Source organism: Candidatus Enterovibrio escicola (assembly GCF_002464935.1).
GTDB lineage: Bacteria > Pseudomonadota > Gammaproteobacteria > Enterobacterales > Vibrionaceae > Enterovibrio > Enterovibrio escicola.
In genome coordinates, this window is record NZ_NBYY01000009.1 from 363,946 (window position 1) to 390,864 (window position 26,919).

The window sequence follows — 26,919 nt, forward strand, 5'->3', positions numbered from 1 at the left end:
CAGTGCACTATGGCAGGGATTACCAAGCTTTTCCATGTGTAATTTATGATATATTTTTTACTCTCATGAATATTTCTCAAACATAAAATACGCACTCATCGTATGTTAATTGAGAATTTAAAACTTACCTTAAATCTGAAGTGCGACATTTCTCAATCAAGCTGCTAATACTCTTTCCTTAAAGAAGGACGGAAGTGCCACTTAAACTTTAAACATTTCTTAGGTCGATGATTAATCCTTGCTTGAGAGAAGGTAATTTTTTCATCGCTGAGAATTCCTAAGTTTATCCCTTTCTTTACGTATTGTCTCAAAAGCCCATTAGCATTTTTATTTGCCCCTAGTTTCCACGAAAAGTAAGAATGTGCAAAGTCAATTTCAACATCCAAAGCTTTTGCTATCTTTTCATGATGAGCAAACTCTCGACCATTATTTATCGTAATCGTATGGACATGCTTTTTGTATGGCATTTAGTTCATTTCTTATGCGCAGTTCAGGTTAAGAAGAAGCGGCATCTATGGTGCAAACTTCATTTTGCCGTTGATGTATCTACTCATGAGATTATTGCTGCAGACAACGGGGGTAAAAAATAATATGAAACCCAAAGTGATGAAAATGTAGGACAGCCTGATGCTCCAGAAACGATTTATTATTGAAACCGTTTTTGACCAACTAAAAAACATATCCCAAATCAAGCATTCTCAGCACCGTAGTTGTATCAGCTTTATGGTCAACTTGCTAGTGGGGCTCATCGCGTATTCATTTCAACCGAAAAAGCCGAGTATCAAGATAACTCGGCTTGATAAGCAAGCTCTTATGCAGATCGGAGGTTAATCACTTCCTTGCCGGTACTGCAGACTTCTTTTGTCACTCAATAATCAAAACCATACACTTATTGTTACAAGTGAGATCAGTATTGGCCTCCAATTCCCATAAGTGACGATCGTCATCACTTGATGCTCACGGACGATCTTTCCCCTTACAATTAAAGTTAACTTTATGTTGCCTTTGACCGCAATCCAAGTATTGGTAAGTAGTAAAACTACGTTCTAAACTTCAGCATCTTAGCTATTTCTGAATGAAAATAATCCGTGTCATATCGGGGAAGACTAGATATGAATATGGCCTGATTTGCAGTGAAAATACGTTTAAAGCGAAACAGAAAACTATTTGGGTAGCAACTTCCAACATGGAGACATTGACACAATACACAATTAATGATCTGTCATCGCGTATTAAAATTACCTAATCGAGAACTGGCGACGTACTCGACGCAGTAAAAGAAAGAGCCAAGGCCAGAGAATAAAATTAAGCACACCTGACAACAGCAACTCTGGATAAAATTTGACACCAGATACCAGATACTCACCCAAGAATTCTAGGACTTTTCCTGCCAAGGTCAGCGGTAAGAGCAAAGTAGCCTGTTGCCAAAGAGACATATTTCTAAGTAATTGGAAATTCAGTGCAACAATATACACTAATATCGACATCATCAACCCGTGTATACCCAATGTCGAACCCAACATCAAATCCCACAACAAGCCTAAAATAAGCGCTGTCCCAACGTTGACACGGTGTGGCAAGGCTAACACCCAATAAAACGCGACCAGTAAAACCCATGAAGGACGAAACGGTGTTAACTCACTTGGCCACGGTGCCGTTTGTAAGATCAGGGCAATGATAAACGATAACCAAATTATCAGATAACCCCGAAATATAGAATTAGTCATTTTTTGTTTCTTGCTCTTCTAAAGCTGCATCATTTCTATTTTTTTCTAGTACAGCTTGTTGCCCATATTCCACAGGCATATTGGTATCCTCTGTGCCTTCAGTTTTATCAACATTCGTTTGCCATACTAGCAACAGATAACGTAATTTGTCGAACTGCACTGCTGGCATTGCATCCACTTGAGCAAAAGGCCGACGATTATCGAAAGAAAATGACGTCACTTTTGCAACCGGATACCCCTCAGGAAAAACCCCACCTAATCCAGACGTAACTAACATGTCCCCTGCCTCAATATCGGCACTGCTTGGAATGTTTTGTAATTGTATATTATCACTTTGTCCTCGACCTGCTGCGATGACGAGAATATCATTACGCATAACCCTAACTGGGATCGCATGGGTCGGATCCGTGATCAACAACACACGACTATTGTGTGCACCAACATAAGAAATTTGTCCGACAATTCCATGTTCATTGATCACAGATTGTCCTTTATACGCCCCATTTGTTCGCCCTTTGTTAATCATTACCTGATGCTTATAGGGATCAGAACCAACACCCATAACTTCCGCCAGCATTTTACGTTCTTCACGCACAAATGGGGAATGTAGTAACCTTCTCAATAGCTGGTTTTTCTTTTTAATTTGATCGAGCAGTAACTGATCGCTGCGAAGCAGCAAAAGCTCTTCCTTAAGTTGGGTATTTTCAATAAGAAGTTGCTGATGAGAGGTAAATTGACGGAAGACGTTATCCAACATATCCCGCGGCACATTCGAAGCATATTGAAGTGGTGCAACTACAGAATTGAGCAAATAGCGGAAATTGGTGAAATCTTCAAGAAGACCATCAGCCAGCATGAGGCTGACTGATACAAATAAAGCAGAAAACAGACGTAATGGTACAGATGGCCCTCGACCAAAGATTAGTTTCATTCAGCTACAACCTGTCATAGATAGATGACGATCAATCTTCGCTGAATAGATCACCGCCATGCATGTCGATCATTTCCAGCGCTTTACCTCCACCTCGCGCCACGCAGGTCAACGGCTCTTCAGCAACAACCACTGGAATACCTGTTTCTTCTGTCAGAAGACGATCCAAGTCGAGAAGCAATGCTCCACCACCAGTTAATACCATACCACGTTCAGAAATATCTGACGCTAACTCTGGTGGACACTGTTCAAGCGCAACCATTACCGCGGACACAATCCCTGATAACGGCTCTTGCAGGGCTTCCAAAATTTCGTTTGAGTTCAATGTAAAACTACGTGGCACACCCTCAGCAAGATTACGACCGCGTACTTCGATTTCACGTATTTCGTCACCCGGATAGGCTGAACCGATTTCATGTTTGATTCGCTCTGCGGTTGCTTCACCAATCAGGCTACCGTAGTTACGACGGACATAGTTGATGATTGACTCATCAAACCGATCCCCACCAATACGAACAGAGGAGGAATACACCACACCGTTCAGTGAGATGACGGCAACCTCAGTAGTACCACCCCCGATATCGATTACCATAGAACCGGTTGCTTCAGACACGGGTAAGCCAGCACCAATGGCTGCAGCCATTGGTTCGTCAATAAGATACACTTCGCGCGCACCCGCACCCAATGCTGATTCACGGATAGCACGACGCTCAACTTGGGTAGAGCCACAAGGCACCGCCACCAGCACACGAGGGCTAGGACGCATAAAGCTGTGATCGTGCACAGATTTAATAAAGTGCTGCAACATCTTTTCAGTGACGTAAAAGTCAGCAATAACACCATCTTTCATTGGACGAATTGCAGCAATGTTACCCGGAGTACGACCTAACATTCGCTTAGCGTCACGGCCAACGGCAGCAACACTTTTCGGTGAACCTGCACGATCTTGGCGAATCGCGACAACAGAAGGTTCATTAAGAACAATCCCTTGTCCTTTAACGTAAATAAGTGTGTTTGCTGTACCAAGATCAATCGATAGATCATTGGAAAACATACCACGGAGTTTCTTAAACATAGTCTTCGGTTAATCCTGCCAGCGTTAAATTTCTTAAAATTTCACTAAATGTACCAATGCAGACGAAAGGCGACAAGGTGAGGATCTACAAATCTGAATAAGATCAGTCTTTTTTCCATTTTCGTGTCCAAATAATGTTTTTAACCTTCTTGTGAGGAGATGTGATTACTCACTAGGTAGTGACCAAATGTATCCAATACGCAGGTATCATTTGTAAACGTTTTTTTGCCGATTATGTTGCAACCATGATTGAAAAATAACACAAAACCTCACTAGCACCTCACCATACTTTGATCATAACCTCAATCTGGATCCAAGTAATAAATGCAACACACTTACCAATAAAGATTTTAGATGGTGTAAGCCCATCTAATACTTTTATTCGAGGCGAGTATCAATCACTAACTCTGTAAGAGTTAGTATTTTACATTTTTTTGTTCAGAATCGTCTTATCCAACAAAGCGTGCCTCATTAAGTTCCTTACTTCCAACTTGCAGATGGCTTCATAAAGCATATGTAGTTGCTTTTGCAGGAAAACGTTTTTCCATCATAAATCGGATTCATTCTATCGATTAATGTCACAAGCTTCGTCTCTTTACCATGCACTGTGTCTCCTTCATCGGTTAGTTAATCACTCCCATCTATTCACAATATAGAGATAAGGTTTTTTATGATATCTCCTCGATTAGGGATGAAGATAATGTCGCTTTTTTATTACGTTTTTCTCTTTCCCATCCTGTTTTACTAAACCCAGGTAGGTAATGATATAAATTGCCACATTGTGCTTTCTTATCTTCAGTAACATTGTAAATGCGTCGTGTAACTGAATTACAAATCCAACACATTGTTTTTCGTGTGGAATACTTATTCCTCCAAGGTGATCATTGTAACTACCATTGCCAATTATGCAACAACACCTTACAGTCAGAACATACCTAACCGACTTATCCGGCAGGGACAACTAGAGAGAATTGATGAGCTTGCTATGAACAATTCAGATATCCACAATCTTTTTCGAATACGAGGCCTCAGCATGAATACCGTGGTACGAGTTTAAAAAACTCGTACCACGGTAGGCATTATATGATTAAACAAGGCCTAGAACACACTGATCCCTGTTTTCTTTACAGTCTTAATTTGTCTGCTGGCAAACAGGCATACTATTGTCTGCTGGCAAACAGGCATACTAAGTCTTATAACTTTGTTTATCGCTTTCACATTTGCCATATACCTTTAGGCCTGTAGCATCAATAACGACAAGGGAGATAGCTCCTCAATTCAGCAAACGGTGCTTAACTTCTACGGTTTTCGACCACTTACTAATGCAAGTATATGTAGGGAAGCGGGACATTCATCAACGCAAGAACTAAATTAAGAAAGCCTTTTAATCCATGAAGTGGGAGCTTAAAAATACCTTTTACCATCAGTGTTGTTTCAATCACGGTATCCGAAAATATAACCCCCACGCCCACGATGAGCGTGATACTTTAGACAATTCCATCCATTAATGGCTGCAGCATCTATCCAAAAAATCACTGAGCCACGGTTTACTAATGCTTGATTATATTGTTTCCAGTTTCTCATCTTGTGCTCAACCTCTCCCATCATCACCTCCCGTCTAACTTCATAATGATTTAATCGTAGAAATTACTGTTAGCTCAGATATTTGGGAAACAACGCCGATGCTATAGCATAAATTCACAACAATCTACATTGTTTTTCTTCAAAGCTGGTAACTGAATTCTTCATAATCTCCAACTCCGCTTCCTACTTAGAAAGCAGCAGTTTTAGTTCGGCATTTTTAGGGGCAAGTTCCCATTCTCTATATATCAACATTTGTACTGTAGTTTAAGTTACTTTACGCCAAACATAACACTGTTATTAATCTAAAGATAATTGTCTCTCTCACTTAATTTAAACTCTAATGGTTCAGCCAGCTTCAATACCTCAGCTTTTAATTTTAGAGTATGTTTAGTCCGTTTGGTTTGTTCGTAGTCATTAATTTACCTGATTAAACTCAGTTCTGGTATAAGTGTTATTTTTTAAGTTGAATGATTTTGATGCTAGGATTTCTTGTTGAAACGAATAAACAATGAGTTTACCAATCAAATTGACCATAAAGTTCATCCCACATTTGTGCCGAAAATGCTCGATTTGGGATAGATGTGTTAGTTGGTAAAAAACTGTTTTGCTGATAAATCGATTTCTCAGTATAATAAGACAGTCACAAAGTTCATTACCTTTGATCTCATGCTCTTCCGTGTATTCGTGATGAAAGAAAGCCATTTATATTAAAAATAACGTCAGGCTGTTTAAACCCTAAACATTTTTTAGGTTGATGATTGATCCTTGCTTGAGTAAGGATCATATATTCATCAGTGACCCTCTTTAAGTCTGTTCCTTTCTTTCACGTACTGTCTCAATATCCTATTAGCATTTTCATTTGCCCCTCATACCTATTAAGAGTAAGGTTGGGCAAAGTAAATCTCAAAATTAAAAGCTTTTTCTGTCATCTTATGCTGATAAAACTCTCAACCATTATCTGCCGTAATCGTATGGACATGCTTTTTGTGTGGTATCAGTAAATCAATGCTCACTACGGTGATATCAGCTCCCGATTTCGACGCCACTTTTTTAATTAACTTCAGATCTGTATTAAGTGCATCTTAAAAAACTGCGCCTATACAGACTTGGAGTTAATTAGTCCATGCAATATTTTCTCGGGATACCAATCGTTTTGGATTAACAGATAAACAAAAGTTCTTTGATCTGTTGGTATATTGTATTTACTTGCTCGCTTACGCTTATTCATCGATAGATCTCGAGCAATTCTAGGGGAAGACTCACCGTTATTACGGTACCTTTTCAGCTCTCGGTAAACTGAAGAACAGTAGCATTTGATTATCTTTTCAATATCTAAGATTATAATTCTCTATTCCAGAATAGCTGTAATTCGGTATCTCAATTCCGCTGACAACATCTGGTAATTAATGGTAGCACTGTTTGTTCAATTGGAGAGAAGAACGTACCACTTTCGGTAGTTGGCTTCCTCTTCTACACCAAACCATATCTGTCTCAGTTATCATATGAATTGACAAGCAAGTATGTAGAAATGATGATTAATGCTAAAAACCATACTCGAAGGTTATCAGTAAGCTTAGTTTCAAGATCTTTGAGAACTTATCAGAAGTTAGTGCAACCCATTTTTTAAATCACGCAGATATCCCTATGCAAGGCAGGTGAGAACTCTATTACAGATCTCGGTGAGAAAATCGTTAATTCATAAACTCTTGCGACGAAATACCCATCATAACCCCGTGGCTTAATTAAAGGCGAACATTTCTGATTAGACCAGTATTTTACTGCCATTTACTGTAATTCATCTATAATTGCGTTTTTGTAGTAGCCTGAACTACATAAACACGGATTCTCGCACCCATGAGTGTTGAAAAAAAATATATTATCTTTTATCTACAAGAACAGGGGCAAAGCGATCGGCATGACGAAAAATCGAAAAGTTTTACTCCTCAACGGCCCAAATCTGAACATGTTAGGGATTCGAGAACCTAGTCAATACGGACAAAAAACATTGAACAGCATAGTCACACACCTGACATCGCTGGCAGCCAAGCTCAATATTCAACTTAATCATTTGCAATCAAATGTGGAACACATCCTGATTGACACCATCCATCAGGCTATGGGTAACACCCATTTTATAATCATCAACCCTGCTGCTTTTACGCACACCAGTGTAGCACTAAGAGATGCTGTACTCTCAGTAGGCATTCCATTTATTGAGGTACACCTCTCCAACGTATATGCACGTGAACCTTTCCGTCATCATTCCTTTTTTTCTGACAAAGCGGTAGGTGTTATTTGCGGATTAGGCGCTGACGGATACGAATTTGCACTGATAGCAGCAGCTCGCTGTTTGCAATTAGATACCAACTGATACGATAATTTTAAAGAGTCAATACACCATGGATATTCGCAAGATTAAAAAACTGATTGAACTAGTCGAGGAATCTGGTATTTCAGAACTAGAAATTTCCGACGGTGAAGAATCAATACGCATCAGTCGCGTAGTCGCATCCCTCCCTGTACCTACGCATATACTAGGTACGCCGATTGTTACTGAACCTGTTACCACTGCACCCGTAGTAAATGCTCCTGCCGAAGTAGTTAATCATAAAGTATTATCTCCAATTGTAGGTACGTTCTACCGATCTTCCAGTCCTGAGGCCAAACCCTTCATCGAAGTAGGCCAACTCGTTGACGTTGGTGATACCCTTTGCATCATTGAAGCAATGAAAATGATGAACCAGATTCAAGCTGACAAAATGGGCGTGGTTAAAGCTATTTTATGTGTAGACGGCCAGACCGTTGAATTCGACGAAGTCTTGATCATCATCGAGTAATTAAGGACAACTATGTTAGATAAAATTGTCATCGCTAATCGCGGTGAAATTGCGCTTCGTATTTTACGTGCGTGTAAAGAGCTCGGTATCAAAACCGTGGCAGTTCATTCAACAGCAGATCGTGAACTTAAACACGTACTGCTCGCCGACGAATCAATTTGTATCGGATCAGCATCAAGCATTCAAAGCTACTTGAACATTCCACGTATCATCAGTGCAGCAGAAGTCACAGGCTCAGTCGCTATTCACCCAGGTTACGGTTTCTTATCAGAAAACGCTGACTTTGCAGAACAAGTTGAAAGGTCCGGCTTTATTTTCATCGGACCTCGAGCCGAAACCATTCGTTTAATGGGTGACAAAGTATCAGCCATCAGCGCAATGAAAAAGGCGAACGTACCGTGTGTTCCTGGTTCAGATGGTACACTGGACAACGATGAATTAAAAAACAAAACCTTCGCAAAGCGAATTGGCTACCCAGTTATCATCAAAGCTTCAGGTGGCGGTGGTGGGCGTGGCATGCGTGTAGTACGTTCTGATGGTGAACTTACCCACGCAATTGCCATGACTCGAGCTGAAGCGAAAGTTGCTTTCGATAATGATGTTGTTTACATGGAGAAATTTCTAGAAAACCCTCGTCACATTGAAATTCAGATTTTGGCTGACGGGAAAGATAGAGCAATTTCCCTCGGTGAACGTGACTGCTCAATGCAGCGTCGTCACCAAAAGGTGGTCGAAGAAGCACCCGCATTAGGTATTACAACAGAAATGCGCAAATATATAGGTGACCGTTGTTGCCAAGCGTGTATCGAAATTGGGTATCGTGGCGCTGGTACATTTGAATTCCTATATGAAAACGGTGAATTCTACTTTATCGAGATGAACACCCGTATTCAGGTTGAACACCCTGTGACCGAAATGGTAACAGGTATCGATCTGATAAAAGAACAATTGCGCATTGCGGCAGATCAACCTTTGTCATTCACCCAAGAGGATATCCAAATTCGTGGACATGCGATCGAATGTCGTATTAACGCGGAAGATCCGGTCCGATTTTTACCTTGTCCAGGTAAGATTGAACGCTTCCATGCTCCAGGTGGTATGGGTGTACGTTGGGAATCGCATGTTTATACTGGCTACACCGTGCCTCCCTACTACGATTCAATGATTGGTAAGTTAATTTGTCACGGTGAAAACCGTGCTGTTGCCATTGCTCGCATGCGTAATGCGTTAAGCGAAATCATCATTGACGGTATTAAAACTAACGTTCCACTCCAACTGGAAATTATGAAAGATGAAAACTTCCAACATGGAGGTGCAAACATCCATTATCTGGAAAAGAAATTAGGGATCTATAAGTAACTTGATACACAAAAAGACCTAAACGTAGTATGACTCACAATTAAATTAACCGTAATCACATCCCATGATTTTATCTTTAATTATACCTGAAGGGAAAATCATAGCATCAACGTATAGAGTTCAACGCTAGAATCTTTTTTTGCAACATGAATGAGGAAAGTGCTCATATCAAAGAGATATGCTGAATACTAAGTAACCTGATCTGCGCATAAAAAATGAACTAAATGCCTAAGTCGCGATCTGATCATTAAAAAACCATCTACTGCATAAGGACTTGGACATGAATAACTTAGACGTTCTTTTCGTTGATTTCGATGACTTCTGCCAGATTTTCCTCCCTGCATAGGCGGTGTTTCCAAAATATCTGAACTAATCGTAATTCCTACGATTAGTGCATCATGGAGTTAAGAGGGAGGTGATGATGGGAAAGGCAAAGGCTAAGATTAACAACTGGAAACAATATAATCAAGCATTAGTAAACCGTGGCTCAGTCACTTTTTGGATAAACGTCGCTTCTATTGAGGCATGGCTTTGTTTAAAGCATCATGCTCATCGTGGCCGTGGGTTTATATTTTCGAATACCAAGATTGAAACGACACTGATGGTGAAAGGCATTTTTAAACTTCCACTTCGTAGATTACGAAGGCTTTCTCAATTCAGTTCTTACCTTGATGAATGTCCCGCTGAAATCCCCTATATACACCTGCATTAATAAATGTTCGAAGACCGTAAAAGCTAAGTACCGTTTGCCGAGTCGAGAAGCAGTCGCCCACGTCGTTAATTATGCCACAGACCTAAAGGTATACGACAAAGGTGAATAGAAAACGCGTAAACACGGTAAGGATAAGCGACATATCGGGCGCAAATCTTATTTTGCCGTTGATGTGTCTACTTATGAGATGATTACTGTAGAAGTTAGCCTAGTTTCTGTAGGTGATAATGAGGTTTTACCTATACTGCTTAATCCATGACGACGAAAGATACTAAGTCAACCTCAGATCTGCATAAGCGCTTGCTTATCAAACCTAGTCATCTTGATGCTCGGCTCCTTGGGTTGAAATGAATACGCGATAAGTTCAACTATAAATCTGATACAACTACGGTGCCGAGAATGCTCGATTTGGGATATGTTTTTAGTTGATCAAAAACGGTATCAATAACAAATCGTTTCCGGAGTACCAGGCGGTTCCAAAGTTTCATCACTTTGGTTTTCATATTCTTTTTTATACCCGTTATCAGTATCACTCCCTTGTTTGCAAGTTCCCGCCACAATGGACCAGAGATATAACCTTTATCCCTTATCAATACCCCCAAAGCTCTGTCAGTCATTTCAGACACAGGCTTTCTATCATCCACGTCAGTCATCGTCACTTTGACTGAAATAATGCCACCTTGGTCATTGATAATGAGGTGTACGGTGAAGCTGTAGAACTACCCCATCGTTCCTTTTCCTCGTTTCACGGTACCCTTAAAGACCTGATGTCTGAAAATGCGTAAGTTGTGATAAACCTGTAGCTTGGATGCATCAACAAAGGCAAGCCCTGTCGGTTTGACCTGACGGTAAGTTAAGTAAGAGCAAAACGGAACCAGAACACCTTGCATGAACTTGAGCATTCACGTGTAGTTGACTAATTCAGGAAATTTGTTGGTGATGCAGAGGCAAACAAAGTGGATGTAATAGGTTTTGAAGTTTCTACACTCCGATTGATGGAAAGCTATCACTATCGTCATCACTTCGCTAACGGAGAGGCGAGAAGGTTTGTTTCTTTGTTTTATACCGGAAGAAATTAGGTATTTTCCCATGCTAGAGAGGAAAATCTGGTAGAAATACTATTTGCCAAGTGAGTCTAAAACTGTGGCAACTACTAGTTGACAAACACATACGTAATTTCATCACACCAACATAATAAAATACAACCATCTCTTTGCGGGTTAGTCTCCCATAGGTACACTGTAACCATGAATGATCTCCTTCAACCTAAACATTGCCAAATGACTCCAAAAATCGCTAAAGTCGCATTACCCTTACCGTTATACAAAACCTTTGATTACCTCATTGGCAATCATGTACCTATTGTCGGTGGACGCGTACGTGTACCCTTTGGTAAACAATGTAAAATTGGAATTGTAACTGCGCTTACTGACCAGTCTGATCTCCCACTAGAGCAACTTAAGCCAATTAATGACGTATTAGATAATACACCACTTTGGCCAACCTCTTTGTATAACCTACTCAATTGGGCAAGTCGCTATTACCAATATCCGTTTGGGAATGTGTTAACCACTGCTATGCCAGTCAGCCTAAGGAAAGGAAAGGCAGCTTTCCGTACACAAAATCGCCTATGGAAATTAACTGATATCGGAAAAATTCAACCATTAAGTTCACTGACCAGCGCTCCAAAACAGGCACGAATACTAACTCTATTACGCAATAGCGCCATGACGCACACTAAACTATTAGAAAATAATATCACCGCCACAGTTATAAATAAAGTAGAAAAAAAAGGCTGGATTGAAGTTGCCCAAAATGCGCATTACAAGCCATGGTCTACTCATTACAAAGTCATCGAAGATAAGCCAACATTGAATAACGAACAGGCAATGGCGGTGGCTACCATAAATGCCAATCCTAATTTTAGCTGTTACCTGATTGAAGGGGTGACAGCCTCGGGCAAGACAGAAGTATACCTCAACCTGTTAGAGCCTGTTCTCGCAAAAGGAAAACAGGCGTTAATTTTGGTACCAGAAATTGGCCTGACACCACAAACCATTGAGCGCTTTAAACGCCGATTCAATGTTCCCGTTGAAGTCCTTCACTCAGGACAAAACGAGACAGAACGTTTAAATACTTGGCTTGCCGCTCGCGACTGCGAAGTAGCGATTATTATCGGAACCCGCTCCGCATTATTTTCACCATGCACAAATCTTGGCATCATTATTGTAGATGAAGAACATGATGTATCGTATAAACAAAAAGATAGCTTCCGCTATCACTCCCGCGACTTAGCCGTGATGCGTGGTCACAAAGAGAATGTTCCTGTGGTACTTGGCTCGGCCACACCATCATTTGAAAGCATCCATAACGTGGAAATAGGGAAATATCATCACCTTATTCTCTCTACCCGTGCCGGTAACGTTTTAAATGCTAAACACGGTATACTCGATATTCGAGGTTTACACCTTGAGTCAGGATTATCGGCACCGCTAATATCCGAGATACGAAGACATTTAATAACAGGTAATCAAGTGATGCTTTTTTTGAATCGCCGTGGTTATTCTCCTGCTTTAATGTGCCATAAATGCGGATGGTTGGCCTCATGCAAGCATTGTGATGCTAACTACACACTCCACCAGCAACCACAAAAACTTCGCTGTCACCATTGCGGCATACAATGTTCAATTCCACATCAATGTGATCACTGTGGTTCCACGCAGCTGATCCGTGTTGGGGTAGGAACTGAGCAGTTGGAAACTCACCTAGCATCCATATTTCCTGAATACAAAACTGTCCGGATCGACCGAGATAATACGCGGAAAAAAGGTGTATTGGAAGAATACCTCCATGCCATTCATAATAAGGAATATCAAATACTGATTGGTACCCAGATGCTCGCAAAAGGTCACCACTTTCCTGATGTTACGCTGGTTGCATTGGTTGATACTGACAGTGCACTCTTCAGTAATGACTTTCGCGCGCCTGAACGATTAGCCCAATTATTTATTCAGGTGGCAGGCCGTGCTGGTCGGGCAAACAAGCCTGGGATGGTTTTGCTACAAACGCACCACCCTGAGCACTTTCTGTTGCAGTCGCTCATTCACAACGGTTATAATAGTTTTTCTCGGAAAGCATTACGTGAACGTCAGCAAGCAAGTCTACCCCCATTTAGCTATTTTTGTCTTATCCGCGCTGAATCACATAAGAGTGAACTCGTCGAGCAATTCCTACAACAAGCACGGACTGTACTTGAAATTGGAGCTCTAGACGACAATAGCTGCACGGTTATGGGTCCAACACCGGCACCCCTTCATCGCCGCGCTGCTCATTATCGATGGCAACTGATCGTTCAAACCCCAAGTCGTAGGATCCTTCAGCAAAAACTATCTATTGCACTCCACAGCATTCGACAACTACCACTGTCGAAGAAAGTACATTGGTCACTTGATATCGAGCCTCAGGACATGAACTGAACGCATGTCATACGGCGTTATTTCCCCAACATCTGAACTAATGGCAATTCCTACGATCAGATCATCATGGAGTTCAGTGGAAGGTGATGATGGGACAGGCCAAAGCCATGATCAGCAACTGGAAATAATATAATCAAGCATTAATAAACTTGGGCTAAGTCACTTTCTGGATAAACGTCACTGCCGTTAAGGTATGGCATTATCCGAAGCATCACGGTCATCGTAACCGTGAGTTTATATTTACCTATACCGAAATTGAGACGGCACTGCGGGTAAAAGATATTTTCAAGCTCCCACTTCGTGCGTTAAGAGGCTTTTTCAATTTGGTTTTTACGTTGATGAATGTCCCGCTGAAATCCCCTACATACACTTGCATTACCCTCAAACCTGTATAAGCACTTGCTTATCAAACCAAGTCATCTTGATACGCGGTTTCTTTAGTTGTAATGAATACGCGATAAACCCCCAACAAATTGACCATAAAGCTCATATAATTACGATGCCGAGAATACTCGATTTGGGAGATGTTTTTAGTTGTCAAAAACGGTTTGAATAAGAAATGGTTTCCAAAGTATCAGGCAGTCCCAAAGTTTTATCACTTTGGGTTTAATATTCTTTTTTATACCCGTTATTATCTCAGTCAAAGTGACGACAGCTAACATGGATGATAGGAAGCTTGTTTCAGAAATGACTGACGAACTTTTGGGGTGTTTATGGTGTTTATAAGGAGACTAAAGATTATATCTCTGGCCCATTAAAGCAGGAACTTGCAGACAGGGGAGTGAAACTAATACCACCTTGATCATTGATCATAAGCTGTAATTTGAAGCCGTAGAACCACCCTATCGTTCCTTTTCCTCGCTTCGAGGTACATCGATGTCTAAAAATGCGTAGGTTGTAATAAATCTGTAGCTTGAACGAATTAACGAAGGCAATCCCTGACGGTGAGTGAGGTAAGAGCAAAACAGAACAAAACCAAAACACCTTGCATGAACTTGAGCATTCACGTGTAGTTGACTAATTTAGGAAATTTGTTGGTGAGATGGTGGCAAACAAAAGTGGATGTAATAAGTTTTAAAGTCTTGACATCCCGATTGATGGAAAGCTATCACTATCGTTATCACTTTGCTAACGTAAGAGGCGATAAGGCTTGTTTCTTTGTTTGATACCGGAAGAAATGAGGTGTTTCTCCCATGCAGGGAGAAAAGGTTTGGAAGATGTCGTCAACAGCGTCTAAGTTATTCATGCTAAAGTCCTTATGCAATCAATAGTTTTTTTAAACGATCAGATCACAACTTTGGCATTTAGTTCATTTCTTATGCGCAACTCAGGTTAGCTATATGTCGGTAAGTTTAGCTTGGTGGGGAGTAAGATAAAAATGAGATATGATCAAATCTGGTGTACAACTTCCAGAGCAGTATCCTGATGATTGACGTTTCTTGCATGACTGTCATTTCTAAATTTCACGCCTTTGATAATATCTGAGAGTAATTTAAAGCTTCGCTAGCCTACGCCAGTTAACCTTAGCGTTACAAACATTGATTCAATGGGGTTTATCGTTCGCATATGTATCCAGTGCTCGGTGGAAAATCGTGAAATACCCACATTTCAACTTTGTTTTTGATCCGGTATTCCGCTGTTTTGGGACATTGAACACCATATCGTATTTCAAACTGTCTGAAGGCTTTCTGTACCCATCAATAACGAACGGCTAGCACTTCCTTGCGACTGGCATCATCGACGCCGATGACAACAAGCAGGCAAAGCTTGTCATCCATCTTAACTTTGCAGTAAATACCATCGGCCAAAATGTAGATATTCCACAGTTTACTTAGGTTGCGCTTACACCACTGGTCGCATTCTGCTTCCCACTGCTGCTTGAATCGAGAAACACTGTTTGCTGACAACCCCTTGACTTGCTTACCTAAGAGCAATTCTAGGGCTAGCTGCATATCGCCCGTAAAGATCCCACGCAGATAAAGCCAAGGGATAAGCTCTTCTATGTTTTTGGTTCGCTTGAGATAGGGCGGAACCAATGTGCTGTTGAACTTGATCCCACTCCCTGTTCTATCTCGAATCTTTGGGACTTTGACGGTAATGTCGCCAAATCCAGTTTGTAGGTGCCGCTCAGGCAAATGGCCATTGCAAACCACTCCCTGCTTTCCATTAGCTTGGAGTGATGTAAAATCATTGTGCATGGATTGAACCTCGGCTTCTATAGCTTAAACCAGCAACTGCCTTTCGCCTTATTTCAGCAGTTCATTAAGCGGGTTTTTTAGTTTATGAAACTCGGTAACGCTATGATTATTGTTCATGCGGTGTATTCTTTATTGGTTGTTAATCTGGCTAGATAAATCAACATGTTACACCGCATTATTCCCTACCCATACATCAGAAATCACTATAGCTCGATAAAAACTAAAGGGAACTAGAACATTTTGCATCAACTTAAGCATCTCTGTATAGAGGATCAAATCAGGAAATTTATCTGTTAGGTGACGGCAGTAAAAGTACATTTAATACGTTTTAAAATCACGAAATCTAGGCTGATAATAAAGATATAACAATCGTTATTGATTTCACTGATTGAAAAGCGAGACGGTTTATTTTTTGTTCTAAACTCTAAAATTAAGTATTTTTCCCAAGTAGGAAGGAAAACCTGACAGAAAGTGTCGATATCAATCGAAAGCAGCGTTTAAATTATTTTGCTAACGTTCTTTTGCGACTGATAATTTTGTTCAAACTGGCAGACCGAGACTTACGCATAGTTCAGGTTAATTAACAATGTGTTAGATCACGCAAAGAGACCATATGGTCTCTTTTTCTGGCTTATGCATTCAATAAGTTGAATGGTTCGTTAGTATAACTTGCAATCAAGTTGTTTACTATTACAAGTATCATGTGTCCTAACAGGATTTGGTAACCATGAAAAATTTATTGTTAAATAGAAACCAACTTATTAAACACATGATCTCTTTATTGCAACTTGTTATGAGCGGGATCTCTTTGGAAACCAATTTTGTCTTTCTCTAGTCTCAATAATAAATTCAATTTCAAGGTATTACCTATTATGATGAAGATCATGTCGACATCCAGTTTTCGATTATTTACTTTTTTTACGCTTGCTCTGTTTAGTGTGTTACACGTACATGCTAAATTCACCCTATTTAATTCACCTACCTTTTCCATCAAGAATGTACCCACTTTTGTGACAGTTGATCAGGCATATCCATTTAGCTTTAGTCAGCAAGGTGATCGGGTCTACCTCGATTGGCAAGTTACACCTGGATACTACCTGTATCAAAATAGAATTGAGATTATCGCCAGCGATGATGCGAAAATTGGTGCATTAGAAATGCGCCAAGGGCAACTTTATGAAGACGAATTCTTCGGTAAGATGCGACTCTACAAGAAAAAACTAACAGTCACTGTTCCTATTATTTCTGCCACGAACAATTCGACCTTAAGTGTTACTTACCAAGGTTGCGCAGAAACGGGATTTTGTTACCCATCCAAAAGGGTTGATGTGCCGTTAATAACAAGAGATGCAGATTCGTTGATAGCAACAGCCATACCATCTGTCACATCGGCTTCAATGTCATTGGTATCAAAAATATCAGATCTGGTCAGTCAGCAGGTAAACGTTGGTAATCTGGCTGATAATTGGTGGCAACCCCTATTGTTTTTAGGATTTGGTCTTGGTCTTTCCTTCACACCATGCGTACTACCAATGTATCCAACCTTGGCAGGAATTGTACTTGGTTGTGGTAAGAAAACCCACAGACAGACTTTCTCTTTATCAATGTGGTATGTGCAGGGAATGGCACTCACTTACACCTTACTTGGATTGGTTGTTACTTTTGCTGGTATGCAATTTCAGGTTGCTTTTCAACACCCCTATGTATTGGTTGGTATAAGCACGACGTTTATATTACTGGCGATGTCGATGTTTGGATTGTTCACTTTGCATCTTCCTTCCTTTTTACAAATCAAGTTGAGTCAACTCAGTAACCAACAGTCTATAGGGAGTAACCTTGGCATATTTACTATGGGTGCAATTTCTGGCCTTATTTACTCGCCATGCACCACCGCTCCGCTATCTGGTGCGTTACTGTATATCGCCCAAAGTAGTGATCTACTGACTGGTACCGTTACTCTTTATTCTCTCGCTATCGGTATGGGTATCCCTCTAATCATCACTACTATGTTCGGTAATAAGTTACTTCCAAAATCTGGGGATTGGATGGATAAAGTTAAAACATTCTTTGGCTTTGTGTTACTTATGGTTCCGTTGTTGATGTTTGAACGTTTGCTGTCAAAAGAGAGCAACATCTTGTTGTGGTCAGGATGGCTATTTGCTGTACTGAGTTGGTTGTATCATGTCAGTCGAGGATTGAAACCAAGTAAGTTGGCTAGTACCTGTGCGATCCTTGCCATTATTGGATTCAACATATGTACGGCGTATACTTATAACAAACTGTTTTCGAAATCAGAAATTGACATATCCACACGAGGTGTGGACTTTATTCGTATACAGTCAATCGACGATCTTAATCGAGAGTTAGCGTCTGCAAAGCAAGCTGGAAAACCTGTGATGCTAGATTTCTATGCTGACTGGTGTATTTCATGTAAAAAGTTTGAGAAGTATACGTTTCAAAATAATTGGGTTGTAACAAAACTGAAATACTTTGACTTTGTATTACTGCAATCGGATGTCACCGAAAACCGTCCACAAGACATTAAATTACTGATGTACCTCAACGTGAATGGGCTGCCTAGTTTAGACTTTTGGGATGTAGCAGGCAATGCCTTACCACGGGCACGTCTCACAGGTTTCGTGGATGCATCCTCTTTCCTTCTGCATCTTAACCAAAATAACCTAATGGAAGCAGAATGACTGATTGCCACCATACTTTATTCTTTCGGAAGAGCCACGAATTGGAGGGATCTAACTCTTACCTACAATTTATGTAACTTAATCTCAGTTGCTCATAAAAAATAAACTTAATACCAAAGTAGCGACCTGATCGTTTAAAAAACCATTACCCGCATAACCACTTTGGTCATGGATAATAAGGTGGCATTATCTCAGTCAAAGTGACGACGGCTAACGTGGATGATAGAAAGCCTGTATCAGAAATGGTTGACGAGCTTTGGGGGTTTATACGGAGATAAAGGTTATATCTCTGGTCCATTGGAGCGGGAACTTGCAGACAAGGGAGTTACACTGATAACGGGTATAAAAAACATCTCGCAAATCGAGCATTCTCGGCACCGTAGTTGTATCAGCTTTATGGTTAACCTGCTGGCAGGGCTTAGCGCGTATTCATTTCAACCAAAGAAGCCGAGCTTCAAGAGGATTAGGTTTGATAAGCAAGCGCTTATGCAGATCTGAGGTTAATTAAAATTACACTGTTGTTAACTATGTTTTATCAACCCCATCACTAGAAGCTCATTTACGTACATGGAGCTAGTTTACTTCTCTTTACTATTTAAAGCTGGCGTAACCTACTCGAATGAATGTGATGACGGAGAAGTATTAGATAAAAAAAAGAAAAAAATTACATTTCCCCCTTGGGATTGAGATAACCCATCCCCATCTACAAGTGTACTTTGGGATCTGCGAGTCGAGTACTGCAGGTATCTTTTAAAAAGTGTGCTTTGGGATCTGCGAGTACCGCAGGTACCTTTTTGTTCCTTAAATATGGATCACTACATTTAATTAGGAGAAGGCCGATGAACATTCGTCCACTACATGATCGAGTAATCGTTGAACGCCAAGAAGTTGAATCAAAATCGGCTGGTGGCATTGTTCTGACCGGTTCTGCCGCTGAAAAATCTACCCGTGGTGTTGTACTGGCGGTAGGAAAAGGTCGCGTTCTAGATAATGGTAACATATTACCTCTAGATGTTAAAATTGGCGACACTGTGATTTTCTCAGAAGGCTATGGAATGAAGACCGAAAAAATTGACGGTAAAGAAGTCCTGATCCTGTCTGAAAACGACGTCATGGCAATCGTTGAGTAATTACATTTCACTAGAAGAACAGATTTTAAAAGGAAGAGAGAAATGGCAGCTAAAGACGTTAAATTCGGCAATGATGCACGTACAAAAATGCTGGAAGGTGTAAATGTTCTGGCAAACGCAGTTAAAGTGACCTTAGGTCCTAAAGGACGTCACGTCGTACTGGATAAATCCTTTGGTGCTCCGGTTATCACTAAAGATGGTGTAACAGTGGCGCGCGAAATTGAACTGGAGGATAAATTCCAGAACATGGGCGCTCAAATGGTTAAAGAAGTTGCATCTCAGGCAAACGACGCGGCTGGAGATGGTACTACGACAGCAACAGTATTGGCTCAAGCGATTATTACTGAAGGTCTAAAAGCGGTTGCTGCCGGCATGAACCCAATGGATCTTAAGCGCGGTATCGACAAAGCGGTTATCGCTGTTGTTGAAGAGCTAAAGACGTTGTCTGTCCCTTGTGCGGATACTAAAGCGATCGCACAAGTAGGCACTATCTCAGCTAACTCCGACAAAATCGTAGGTAATATAATTGCAGAAGCGATGGATAAAGTTGGGCGTGATGGTGTTATCACCGTTGAGGAAGGTCAATCTCTAAAAGACGAGTTGGATGTTGTTGAAGGTATGCAGTTTGACCGTGGTTACCTGTCACCTTATTTTATTAACAACCAAGAGTCAGGTTCGATTGATCTCGAAAGTCCATTTATCCTGTTGGTTGATAAGAAAGTATCAAATATTCGTGAACTGCTGCCTACTTTAGAAATGGTTGCTAAATCTTCACGTCCACTGCTGCTAATTGCAGAAGATGTAGAGGGCGAAGCCTTAGCTACGCTAGTTGTGAATAATATGCGTGGTATTGTAAAAGTAGCGGCTGTGAAAGCACCTGGTTTCGGTGACCGCCGTAAAGCAATGCTGCAAGATATTGCAACACTGACAGCTGGTACTGTGATTTCTGAGGAAATCGGTTTAGAACTGGAAAAAGTGACGTTGGAAGATCTTGGTCAAGCTAAGCGTGTTACTATCACTAAAGAAAATACCACAATTATTGATGGTGGTGGTGATGAAGCGTCCATCCGCGGTCGTGTTGCACAAGTTCGTCAGCAAATCGAAGATGCAACATCGGACTACGATAAAGAAAAACTGCAAGAGCGTGTAGCTAAGCTGGCTGGCGGAGTTGCAGTGATCAAGGTTGGTGCTGCAACTGAAGTTGAAATGAAAGAGAAAAAGGCTCGTGTTGAAGATGCCTTGCATGCGACACGTGCAGCGGTAGAGGAAGGCGTTGTAGCTGGCGGCGGTGTTGCACTTATCCGAGCAGCGCATAGAGTTATTGACCTAAAAGGCGAAAATGAAGACCAAAATGTAGGTATTCGTGTTGCACTTCGTGCAATGGAAGCCCCTATTCGTCAAATCTCACTTAATGCCGGCGACGAAGATTCAGTTGTCGCGAACAATGTGAAAGCGGGTGATGGTAACTACGGTTATAACGCAGCAACAAGTGAATATGGGGATATGATTGAAATGGGTATCTTAGATCCAACTAAGGTTACCCGTTCAGCTCTGCAATTTGCTGCGTCTGTTGCTGGCCTGATGATCACCACAGAAACAATGGTGACTGAACGTCCTAAACAAGAGTCATCAGCAACCCCTGATATGGGCGGTATGGGTGGTATGGGTGGCATGATGTAATCATCGATCCTGCTATTCATAATAGAATACATCAAGGTTTCACTAAACCCGTAAAGCTCTGCTTTACGGGTTTTTTATTCGTGGGTTTATTTATGTCATTTCATTATAGGTTTATAACTTTTCAGTTATTTATTGGGTCTTAAGTGGGGGTAGCAATAGTTGCAGGTTGCTATGTGTATACTATGAATAGTAAAAATTTAAGCCCTTGAACTAAGATGGGAAATTACGAATTTAAATTAACTAAACTAGAAATGAAAAGTAGATTTTTTAGAGAACAAAAACCATATCAATTAACCACTATCGGAAGCAAACAAATCGAAGAGCACACCATGCTTTGGGTGGGTGAGCCGAACTAACTCCATCCCTCTCCTACAAAACACACATTTTAAGGGATTAGGACCTGCTACCTCTTCTTAAAGCTCACTGTCGCTTGAAGACCACAATATCTCACTAGTTGAAATCCTTTAGGAAGAATGTGCGGAACCAGCCTGCCAACAAATACCTGATCATCTACTATCTCATACGTTTTCAACTTCGTTTTATGTAATTGATAGTAATACCTGATTTGATGACCGTCATACCCAACTATCCTAGATAAGCCTATCAACGGGGATGATAAATAGTTGGTTAGGTATCGTATTAACCCTCGGTAGCTTGTACTTGATACTTTATTTTTACGACCATTGCCAAAATGGGCATAGAAACCATCAGGATAATTAGCCCATACGGTTCTTATCACATATTGACGCACCGGAAACTTAACCTCCATTAACTTCAGTAAGTGTTGTTGCTAAAGTAATCGTAGCTAAGATAACGATAAATGCTGAAACCCTTTCCAATCCTAGTTTGAAGGAAAGAATGCATCTTCAGCTAGTATCACATGTAAATGTGGATAATAGTTGCCATTACAACTATAGGTTATGGATGAAAACAATCACGACTATTTCACACGCATCGCTCTTAAAGTGCACTTGAATTAACTCTGATAGGCAGGATTCCGCCAAGATCATAAACCTAAAATACAAACTCTTCTGATTGGAGTGATTATGGAAAGGAATACGAAGTTGCTCAGGCAATGTTAAGATACCTTGCTGATATCTCACTCTAGGAAACAAGCAGACGCCTATTTTGACCATACTCTCCAGTACATAACCTTTTCCACGTTGCGGACAAGCTTTCCCCTTATAACTAAAGTTAACTTTATGTTGCCATTGACCGCAACCCAAGCATTGGTAAGTGGTAAGATCATTGTCTGAGCTTCCACACTTCAGCATCTTAGCAATTTTTGAATGATAATAATTGGTGATATAGCACGGATGACTGGATATGAATATGGCCCAATTCGTAGTGAAAATACGTTTAAAGCGAAGCAGCTTCAATTTGATACCTTGGAAATTCATTCATGCCTTTTATCTGTTCACTCGTGCTAAATGTATCACAGAAATGGACATGCCTTAAGCCCCACCACATATAGTTTCTGGGAGGAAATTCCTAGGTGAAAAAATAAAAAATAGAGCAAATAACCTGATAGAAGCACCCTCCTTCATCTGAAATAAACAGGTATTAGATCTTAATCAACCATCAAAAACTCTAAAAATATCGCCAGCAGAGCGATACCCAAGATGCGCACTACCACGTGTATTGAAAATGTGTTTCATCTTGGCAATTCCCTCATTAACTGACCGCATTAAAGTTAGTTCACTTGGGTAAAATCACCTTATCAGATCATTGGTATGCCAATTCAGTCCCCGAGCACTTACCAAGAAGATCTGGCGAAATAGAAATCAGCGTCCTTAATTTCAGTAATCTATCCATGATCTGCACACTCTATCCGTTGTCTGATCTGAGGATTTTGAAGTCATGGAAGGTGGAATTTACAATATCAATAAACGTCTCAACCCCTGTATCCGCCTGTTTATTAACCTGAACTACGCATAAGAAATGCACTAAATAACAAAGTCACGATCTGATCGTTTAAAAAAATGATTGACTGCATAAGGACTTGGGCATGAATAACTTAGACGTTGTTTTCATCGATGTTGACGATTTCTGCCAGACTTTCCTCCCTCACAGGGTAGAAACACCTAATTTCTTCCGGTGTTAAACAAAGAAACAAGCCTTCTCTCCTCTTAGTTGGCGAAGTGATGACGATAGTGATAACTTTCTATCCATCGGGGTATTGAGACTTTAAAACCTATAACATCCACTTTGTTTGCAGCTACTTCACCAACGAATTTCCTGAATTAGTCAGCTACAGGTTTGTCACACCCTACGCATTTTCAGATATCAGGTCTTTAAAGGTACCGAGAAGCGAGGAAAAGGAACGATGGGGTGGTTCTACGGAGATAAAAGTTATATATCTAGCCCATTAGTGCGGAAACTTACATACAAGAGAGTGACACTGATAACTGGTATGAAAAAGAATATGAAACCCAAAGTGCCAAAAGTGATGAAACTTTGGGACCGCCTGATGCTCCGAAAACGATTTATTATTGAAACCGATTTTGACCAACTAAAAAACATATCCTAAATCGAGCATTCTTGGCACCGTAATTATATCAGCTTTATGGTTGGACTTATCACGTATTCATTTCAACCAAAGAAGCTGAGCTTCAAGATGACTCGGCTTGATAAGCAAGTGCTTATGCAGATCTTAGGTTTATTAGACATCTTCCTGATGAAGTAGAGTTTATTAGCTTTATCCACCATATTGAGAAGAAAAGAGTTGTGCCCAATCCCGACGACAGTGTCACTTTCGTAGTGACCAAATTTAGTCTTCTCGTCTGCAATATCAGACCAATTCTCAATGCCAATACAGTTCTTTACCGTATCGCCGATACTCATCTTAATTTTATAAGATTTTCCACGATGGAGAAGATCCTTTTTATAGCGCCCAGCCATTACCCCTATCATGCCATATCTACCGATAAAGGGTGCTTTCACTAAGCACCACATCATGCTTTAACACTAGTTTCTCCGCTAATCACATCTAGTGACGTATGCATGGCTAAGATGACCATGAATGAACGCCTTCCTTCTCTCTTATATACATCTAAAAGCCAACCCATTCGTAGCGTTTAAGCAGTTTTTTAGCTTGTTCTGATACAAGGAGATGATAGTATACGCCGTGAAAATTATCTGGGATATAGCGCTTTATTTCTCGACTGATAGTGGGAAAAACACCACCGAAATATTCTGGCAATTTGGTTAAAAAAGTCACCGTAAGCCAATCGTTGCTCAAGGTGTTGTTTCCTAAATATCTGGAACTAATCGCAATTTCTACAATCAGATGCTTATGCAATTAAGCGAGAGATTATAATGGAAAAATCTAAGCACAAGATCAGCAACTTGAAATAATATAAATCAAGCATTAGTAAACCGTAGTTCAGTCACTTTTTAGATAAACAACGCTACCATTAAGGCATGGCATTGTCCAAAACATCACGGTCATCGTGGACATAAGTTTATATTTGCCAACACCGAGATTGATGGAAAGATATTACTATCGTCATCACTTCGCTAACTGAGAGGCGAGAAGGCTTGTTTCTTTGTTTGATACCAGAAGAAATTTGCAGTTTTTACCATGCAAGGAGGAAAGTTTGGCAGAAATCATCGACATCGATGAAAACAACGTCTAAGTTATTCATGCTCAAGTCCTTATGCAGTCAATCATTTTTTTAAACGATCAGATCGTGACTTTAGCATTCAGTTCATTTTTCATGCGTAGTTCAGATTAAAGTAGAAAACCCGCTTAATGAACCGCTGAAACAAGGCGCACAGCAGTTGTTAGCTCAAGCTATAGAAGCGGAGGTTAAATTCTGGCTCGATAATTTTACATCACTCCAAGTGAACGGAAAGCAGGGAGTGGTTTGCAATGGCCATTTGCCTGAGCGGCACCTACAAACTTGATTCGGCGACATTACCGTCAAAGTCCCAAAGGTTCAAAATAGATCAGGGAGCGAGATCAAGTTCAATAGCACACTGAGTCCATCCTATCTCAAGCGAACCAAAAACATAGAAGAGCTTATCCCTTGGCTCTATCTGCGGGGGATCTACACGAACGATATACAGCCAGCCTTGAAATCGCTCTTAGGTAAGCAAGGGGGCGTCAGCAAACAGTGTTTCTCGCCTCAAGCAGCAGTGGGAAGAAGAATACGACCAATGGCGTAAGCGCCTCCTAAGTAAACGTCAGTATGTCTCCACTTAGCTCGATGGTATTTACTGCAAAGTTTTGATGGATAACAAGTTTTGCCTACTTGTTGTCATCAGCGTCGATGATGCCAGACACAAGGAAGTGTTAGCCGTTGTCGATGGGTACAAGGGAGTTAGAGGTCAGTTGGCTTAGAGTTCTATCACAGCTAACGTTCCAATCAGCATCACTCCTGAACTCACCATTAGTGATGGTGCTTTCGACTTTTGGAATGCAGTGAAAAAGCATTGGCCAACGACGCGTCATCAGCGCTGCTGGGTATACCAAACAGCCAATGTATTAAACAAAATCCGAAAATCTGTTTAACCAAGAATGAAAAAACTCTTCACGATATCTGGATGGTGGAGACACAACAAGAGGAACAGAAAGCCTTCGGACAGTTCGAAACATGATATGGTGCTAAATCTCCCATAGCAGAGAGGTGCCTGATTAAAGACAAAGTTGAAATGCGGGCATTTTATGATTTCCACACCGAGCATTGCCATACATATTAGAACAAGAAAACCCATTGAATCAATGTTTGTAATAGTGAGGCCAAAAACGAACAAAACCAAAAATTGTGGAAATCGAAAAATAACACTGGCAATAACCTGCAAACTGATGCGAACCGCTAAGGTTAACTGGCATAGGCTACGCGGCTTTAAATTACTCACAGATATCATCAAAGGCATGAAATTCAGAGATAGCATTCGTGAAATAAACGTCAATCATCAGGATACTGCTCTGGAAGCAGTACACCCAATTTGACCATAGCTCCACTCAAGCAAGGGTCAATCATCGATCTAAGCAATGTTTAGGGTTTAAGCACCCTGCCGTTGTTTTAAAAGACATAGTATTAGCAGTTTGCTTGGAAAGCGTCGCACTTCAGATTTGAATTCAGGTGTATATGATTAATTGAAGGAAGTAAGAAAATAGAGCAGAAATGGAACTTGAAAAAGTGGGATCAAGGGAGTAAATTTGCTTGGTGACCATAACATTATATAACCACCTGATCCCATACTAAACTCAGTAGTGATATGTAACAGCCCCTATTGTAGGATCGGGGTTCCCCGTGCTTTAAATTAAAAAAGCGCAGTAAGTTTAACGAACCTCTCTATTACTTTTACACTGACTTAAAAGTTAACCGTGACATAAGAAGGATTTTTTACTTTATCTTCTAAGGAAATAAGGCGGAATTTTTTCTTGACTGAATATCAGGATGGCGTAAAATATGTGGCTTCAGTTTTCTGAAGTGCCATCGGTTAGCATATTGAAAGTCAACGTTCTTTAACAATTCAATTTATACAAATTTTGTGTGAACT

19 protein-coding genes, 1 rRNA gene and 11 pseudogenes are annotated in these 26,919 nt (G+C 40.6%); 17 read left to right on the plus strand and 14 right to left on the minus strand.

What is annotated here, in order from left to right:
- Positions 1 to 164: 164 nt before the first annotated feature.
- A pseudogene (locus tag BTN49_RS03295) lies at positions 165 to 467 on the minus strand (IS30 family transposase); the annotation flags it as partial.
- Here BTN49_RS03295 and BTN49_RS14920 point away from each other — a divergent pair.
- Both BTN49_RS14920 and BTN49_RS03300 read left to right on the plus strand, forming a co-directional pair.
- Complete coding sequence (locus tag BTN49_RS14920) at positions 408 to 590, plus strand: hypothetical protein (RefSeq protein WP_190322077.1); 183 nt, start codon at positions 408 to 410, stop codon at positions 588 to 590. The pseudogene BTN49_RS03295 and the gene BTN49_RS14920 sit on opposite strands and share 60 nt — an antisense overlap.
- A pseudogene (locus BTN49_RS03300) lies at positions 574 to 831 on the plus strand (transposase); the annotation flags it as partial. The gene BTN49_RS14920 and the pseudogene BTN49_RS03300, both read left to right, overlap by 17 nt.
- A gap of 407 nt (positions 832 to 1,238) precedes the next feature.
- On the opposite strand, the gene mreD reads toward BTN49_RS03300, so the two are convergent.
- From mreD to BTN49_RS03325, 5 genes and pseudogenes are all read right to left on the minus strand, one after another.
- The gene (gene mreD / locus BTN49_RS03305) at positions 1,239 to 1,727 is read right to left on the minus strand and encodes a rod shape-determining protein MreD (protein WP_097355986.1); all 489 of its coding nucleotides are present in this window, start codon (positions 1,725 to 1,727) and stop codon (positions 1,239 to 1,241) included.
- Positions 1,720 to 2,658, minus strand: a complete 939-nt coding sequence (gene mreC, locus BTN49_RS03310) for a rod shape-determining protein MreC (RefSeq protein ID WP_097355987.1) — start codon at positions 2,656 to 2,658, stop codon at positions 1,720 to 1,722. Before mreC ends, mreD begins: the two co-directional genes overlap by 8 nt.
- Before the next feature lie 31 nt (positions 2,659 to 2,689).
- The gene (locus tag BTN49_RS03315; protein WP_097355988.1) at positions 2,690 to 3,733 is read right to left on the minus strand and encodes a rod shape-determining protein; all 1,044 of its coding nucleotides are present in this window, start codon (positions 3,731 to 3,733) and stop codon (positions 2,690 to 2,692) included.
- A gap of 1,213 nt (positions 3,734 to 4,946) precedes the next feature.
- A pseudogene (locus BTN49_RS17200) lies at positions 4,947 to 5,338 on the minus strand (transposase); the annotation flags it as partial.
- A gap of 393 nt (positions 5,339 to 5,731) precedes the next feature.
- Positions 5,732 to 6,019: a hypothetical protein gene (locus tag BTN49_RS03325; protein ID WP_097355990.1), complete on the minus strand. Its 288-nt coding sequence runs from the start codon at positions 6,017 to 6,019 to the stop codon at positions 5,732 to 5,734.
- A 1,213-nt stretch (positions 6,020 to 7,232) separates the two neighbouring features.
- Between BTN49_RS03325 and aroQ the strand changes: the two genes are divergently transcribed.
- The 4 genes and pseudogenes from aroQ to BTN49_RS17205 all read left to right on the plus strand — a co-directional run.
- Positions 7,233 to 7,688 carry a type II 3-dehydroquinate dehydratase gene (aroQ, locus tag BTN49_RS03330; protein WP_097355991.1) on the plus strand — a complete coding sequence of 152 codons (456 nt, stop codon included), beginning with the start codon at positions 7,233 to 7,235 and terminating at the stop codon, positions 7,686 to 7,688.
- Between the two features lie 28 nt (positions 7,689 to 7,716).
- A complete protein-coding gene (gene accB / locus BTN49_RS03335; protein WP_097355992.1) occupies positions 7,717 to 8,154 on the plus strand; it encodes an acetyl-CoA carboxylase biotin carboxyl carrier protein in 438 nt (145 codons plus the stop codon).
- A gap of 12 nt (positions 8,155 to 8,166) precedes the next feature.
- Positions 8,167 to 9,513, plus strand: coding sequence for an acetyl-CoA carboxylase biotin carboxylase subunit (gene accC, locus BTN49_RS03340; RefSeq protein WP_097355993.1), 1,347 nt, complete (start codon positions 8,167 to 8,169; stop codon positions 9,511 to 9,513).
- Between the two features lie 421 nt (positions 9,514 to 9,934).
- Positions 9,935 to 10,481: pseudogene (locus tag BTN49_RS17205) on the plus strand (transposase); the annotation flags it as partial.
- Positions 10,482 to 10,507: 26 nt separating this feature from the next.
- Here the strand turns inward: BTN49_RS17205 and BTN49_RS21835 are convergent.
- Positions 10,508 to 11,331 (minus strand): annotated as a pseudogene (locus BTN49_RS21835) (IS982 family transposase).
- Positions 11,332 to 11,505: 174 nt separating this feature from the next.
- Between BTN49_RS21835 and priA the strand changes: the two are divergent.
- Both priA and BTN49_RS20215 read left to right on the plus strand, forming a co-directional pair.
- The gene (gene priA / locus BTN49_RS03360) at positions 11,506 to 13,701 is read left to right on the plus strand and encodes a primosomal protein N' (RefSeq protein WP_097356066.1); all 2,196 of its coding nucleotides are present in this window, start codon (positions 11,506 to 11,508) and stop codon (positions 13,699 to 13,701) included.
- A gap of 170 nt (positions 13,702 to 13,871) precedes the next feature.
- Positions 13,872 to 14,096, plus strand: a complete 225-nt coding sequence (locus BTN49_RS20215; protein ID WP_097356067.1) for a transposase — start codon at positions 13,872 to 13,874, stop codon at positions 14,094 to 14,096.
- 11 nt (positions 14,097 to 14,107) lie between these two features.
- On the opposite strand, the gene BTN49_RS17210 is transcribed toward BTN49_RS20215, so the two are convergent.
- Positions 14,108 to 14,242 carry a transposase gene (locus tag BTN49_RS17210; protein ID WP_223823679.1) on the minus strand — a complete coding sequence of 45 codons (135 nt, stop codon included), beginning with the start codon at positions 14,240 to 14,242 and terminating at the stop codon, positions 14,108 to 14,110.
- 59 nt (positions 14,243 to 14,301) lie between these two features.
- Between BTN49_RS17210 and BTN49_RS17215 the strand changes: the two genes are divergently transcribed.
- Positions 14,302 to 14,427 carry a transposase gene (locus BTN49_RS17215; protein WP_223823680.1) on the plus strand — a complete coding sequence of 42 codons (126 nt, stop codon included), beginning with the start codon at positions 14,302 to 14,304 and terminating at the stop codon, positions 14,425 to 14,427.
- A 59-nt stretch (positions 14,428 to 14,486) separates the two neighbouring features.
- Here the strand turns inward: BTN49_RS17215 and BTN49_RS21840 are convergent.
- Both BTN49_RS21840 and BTN49_RS21845 read right to left on the minus strand, forming a co-directional pair.
- Positions 14,487 to 14,947: pseudogene (locus BTN49_RS21840) on the minus strand (transposase); the annotation flags it as partial.
- A gap of 143 nt (positions 14,948 to 15,090) precedes the next feature.
- Positions 15,091 to 16,016 (minus strand): annotated as a pseudogene (locus tag BTN49_RS21845) (transposase).
- A gap of 758 nt (positions 16,017 to 16,774) precedes the next feature.
- On the opposite strand from BTN49_RS21845, the gene BTN49_RS03380 reads away from it, so the two are divergent.
- The 5 genes and pseudogenes from BTN49_RS03380 to BTN49_RS13785 all read left to right on the plus strand — a co-directional run bounded on the left by BTN49_RS03380 (position 16,775) and on the right by BTN49_RS13785 (position 21,764).
- Positions 16,775 to 18,598, plus strand: a complete 1,824-nt coding sequence (locus tag BTN49_RS03380) for a protein-disulfide reductase DsbD (protein ID WP_097356068.1) — start codon at positions 16,775 to 16,777, stop codon at positions 18,596 to 18,598.
- A 179-nt stretch (positions 18,599 to 18,777) separates the two neighbouring features.
- Positions 18,778 to 19,096: pseudogene (locus tag BTN49_RS03385) on the plus strand (transposase); the annotation flags it as partial.
- A gap of 341 nt (positions 19,097 to 19,437) precedes the next feature.
- Positions 19,438 to 19,728 (plus strand): co-chaperone GroES, encoded by a 291-nt coding sequence (locus BTN49_RS03390; protein WP_097355999.1) that lies wholly within the window; start codon positions 19,438 to 19,440, stop codon positions 19,726 to 19,728.
- Between the two features lie 42 nt (positions 19,729 to 19,770).
- Complete coding sequence (gene groL, locus BTN49_RS03395) at positions 19,771 to 21,408, plus strand: chaperonin GroEL (RefSeq protein WP_097356000.1); 1,638 nt, start codon at positions 19,771 to 19,773, stop codon at positions 21,406 to 21,408.
- Positions 21,409 to 21,623: 215 nt separating this feature from the next.
- Positions 21,624 to 21,764 (plus strand): hypothetical protein, encoded by a 141-nt coding sequence (locus BTN49_RS13785; protein ID WP_158523595.1) that lies wholly within the window; start codon positions 21,624 to 21,626, stop codon positions 21,762 to 21,764.
- 47 nt (positions 21,765 to 21,811) lie between these two features.
- Here BTN49_RS13785 and BTN49_RS03400 read toward each other — a convergent pair whose 3' ends face one another.
- Positions 21,812 to 22,159 (minus strand): transposase, encoded by a 348-nt coding sequence (locus BTN49_RS03400; RefSeq protein WP_158523596.1) that lies wholly within the window; start codon positions 22,157 to 22,159, stop codon positions 21,812 to 21,814.
- 160 nt (positions 22,160 to 22,319) lie between these two features.
- The gene (locus tag BTN49_RS03405) at positions 22,320 to 22,808 is read right to left on the minus strand and encodes a transposase zinc-binding domain-containing protein (protein ID WP_097356002.1); all 489 of its coding nucleotides are present in this window, start codon (positions 22,806 to 22,808) and stop codon (positions 22,320 to 22,322) included.
- Between the two features lie 608 nt (positions 22,809 to 23,416).
- On the opposite strand from BTN49_RS03405, the pseudogene BTN49_RS20225 reads away from it, so the two are divergent.
- Positions 23,417 to 24,094: pseudogene (locus BTN49_RS20225) on the plus strand (transposase).
- 366 nt (positions 24,095 to 24,460) lie between these two features.
- On the opposite strand, the gene BTN49_RS14945 reads toward BTN49_RS20225, so the two are convergent.
- The gene (locus BTN49_RS14945; protein WP_206746256.1) at positions 24,461 to 24,709 is read right to left on the minus strand and encodes a hypothetical protein; all 249 of its coding nucleotides are present in this window, start codon (positions 24,707 to 24,709) and stop codon (positions 24,461 to 24,463) included.
- A gap of 181 nt (positions 24,710 to 24,890) precedes the next feature.
- Positions 24,891 to 25,055: pseudogene (locus BTN49_RS21850) on the minus strand (IS982 family transposase); the annotation flags it as partial.
- An 85-nt stretch (positions 25,056 to 25,140) separates the two neighbouring features.
- Here BTN49_RS21850 and BTN49_RS21855 point away from each other — a divergent pair.
- Together BTN49_RS21855 and rrf are read left to right on the plus strand one after the other, a co-directional pair.
- A pseudogene (locus BTN49_RS21855) lies at positions 25,141 to 26,365 on the plus strand (IS256 family transposase).
- A gap of 213 nt (positions 26,366 to 26,578) precedes the next feature.
- Positions 26,579 to 26,673 (plus strand): 5S ribosomal RNA (gene rrf, locus BTN49_RS21860).
- The last annotated feature ends 246 nt before the right edge of the window (positions 26,674 to 26,919 follow it).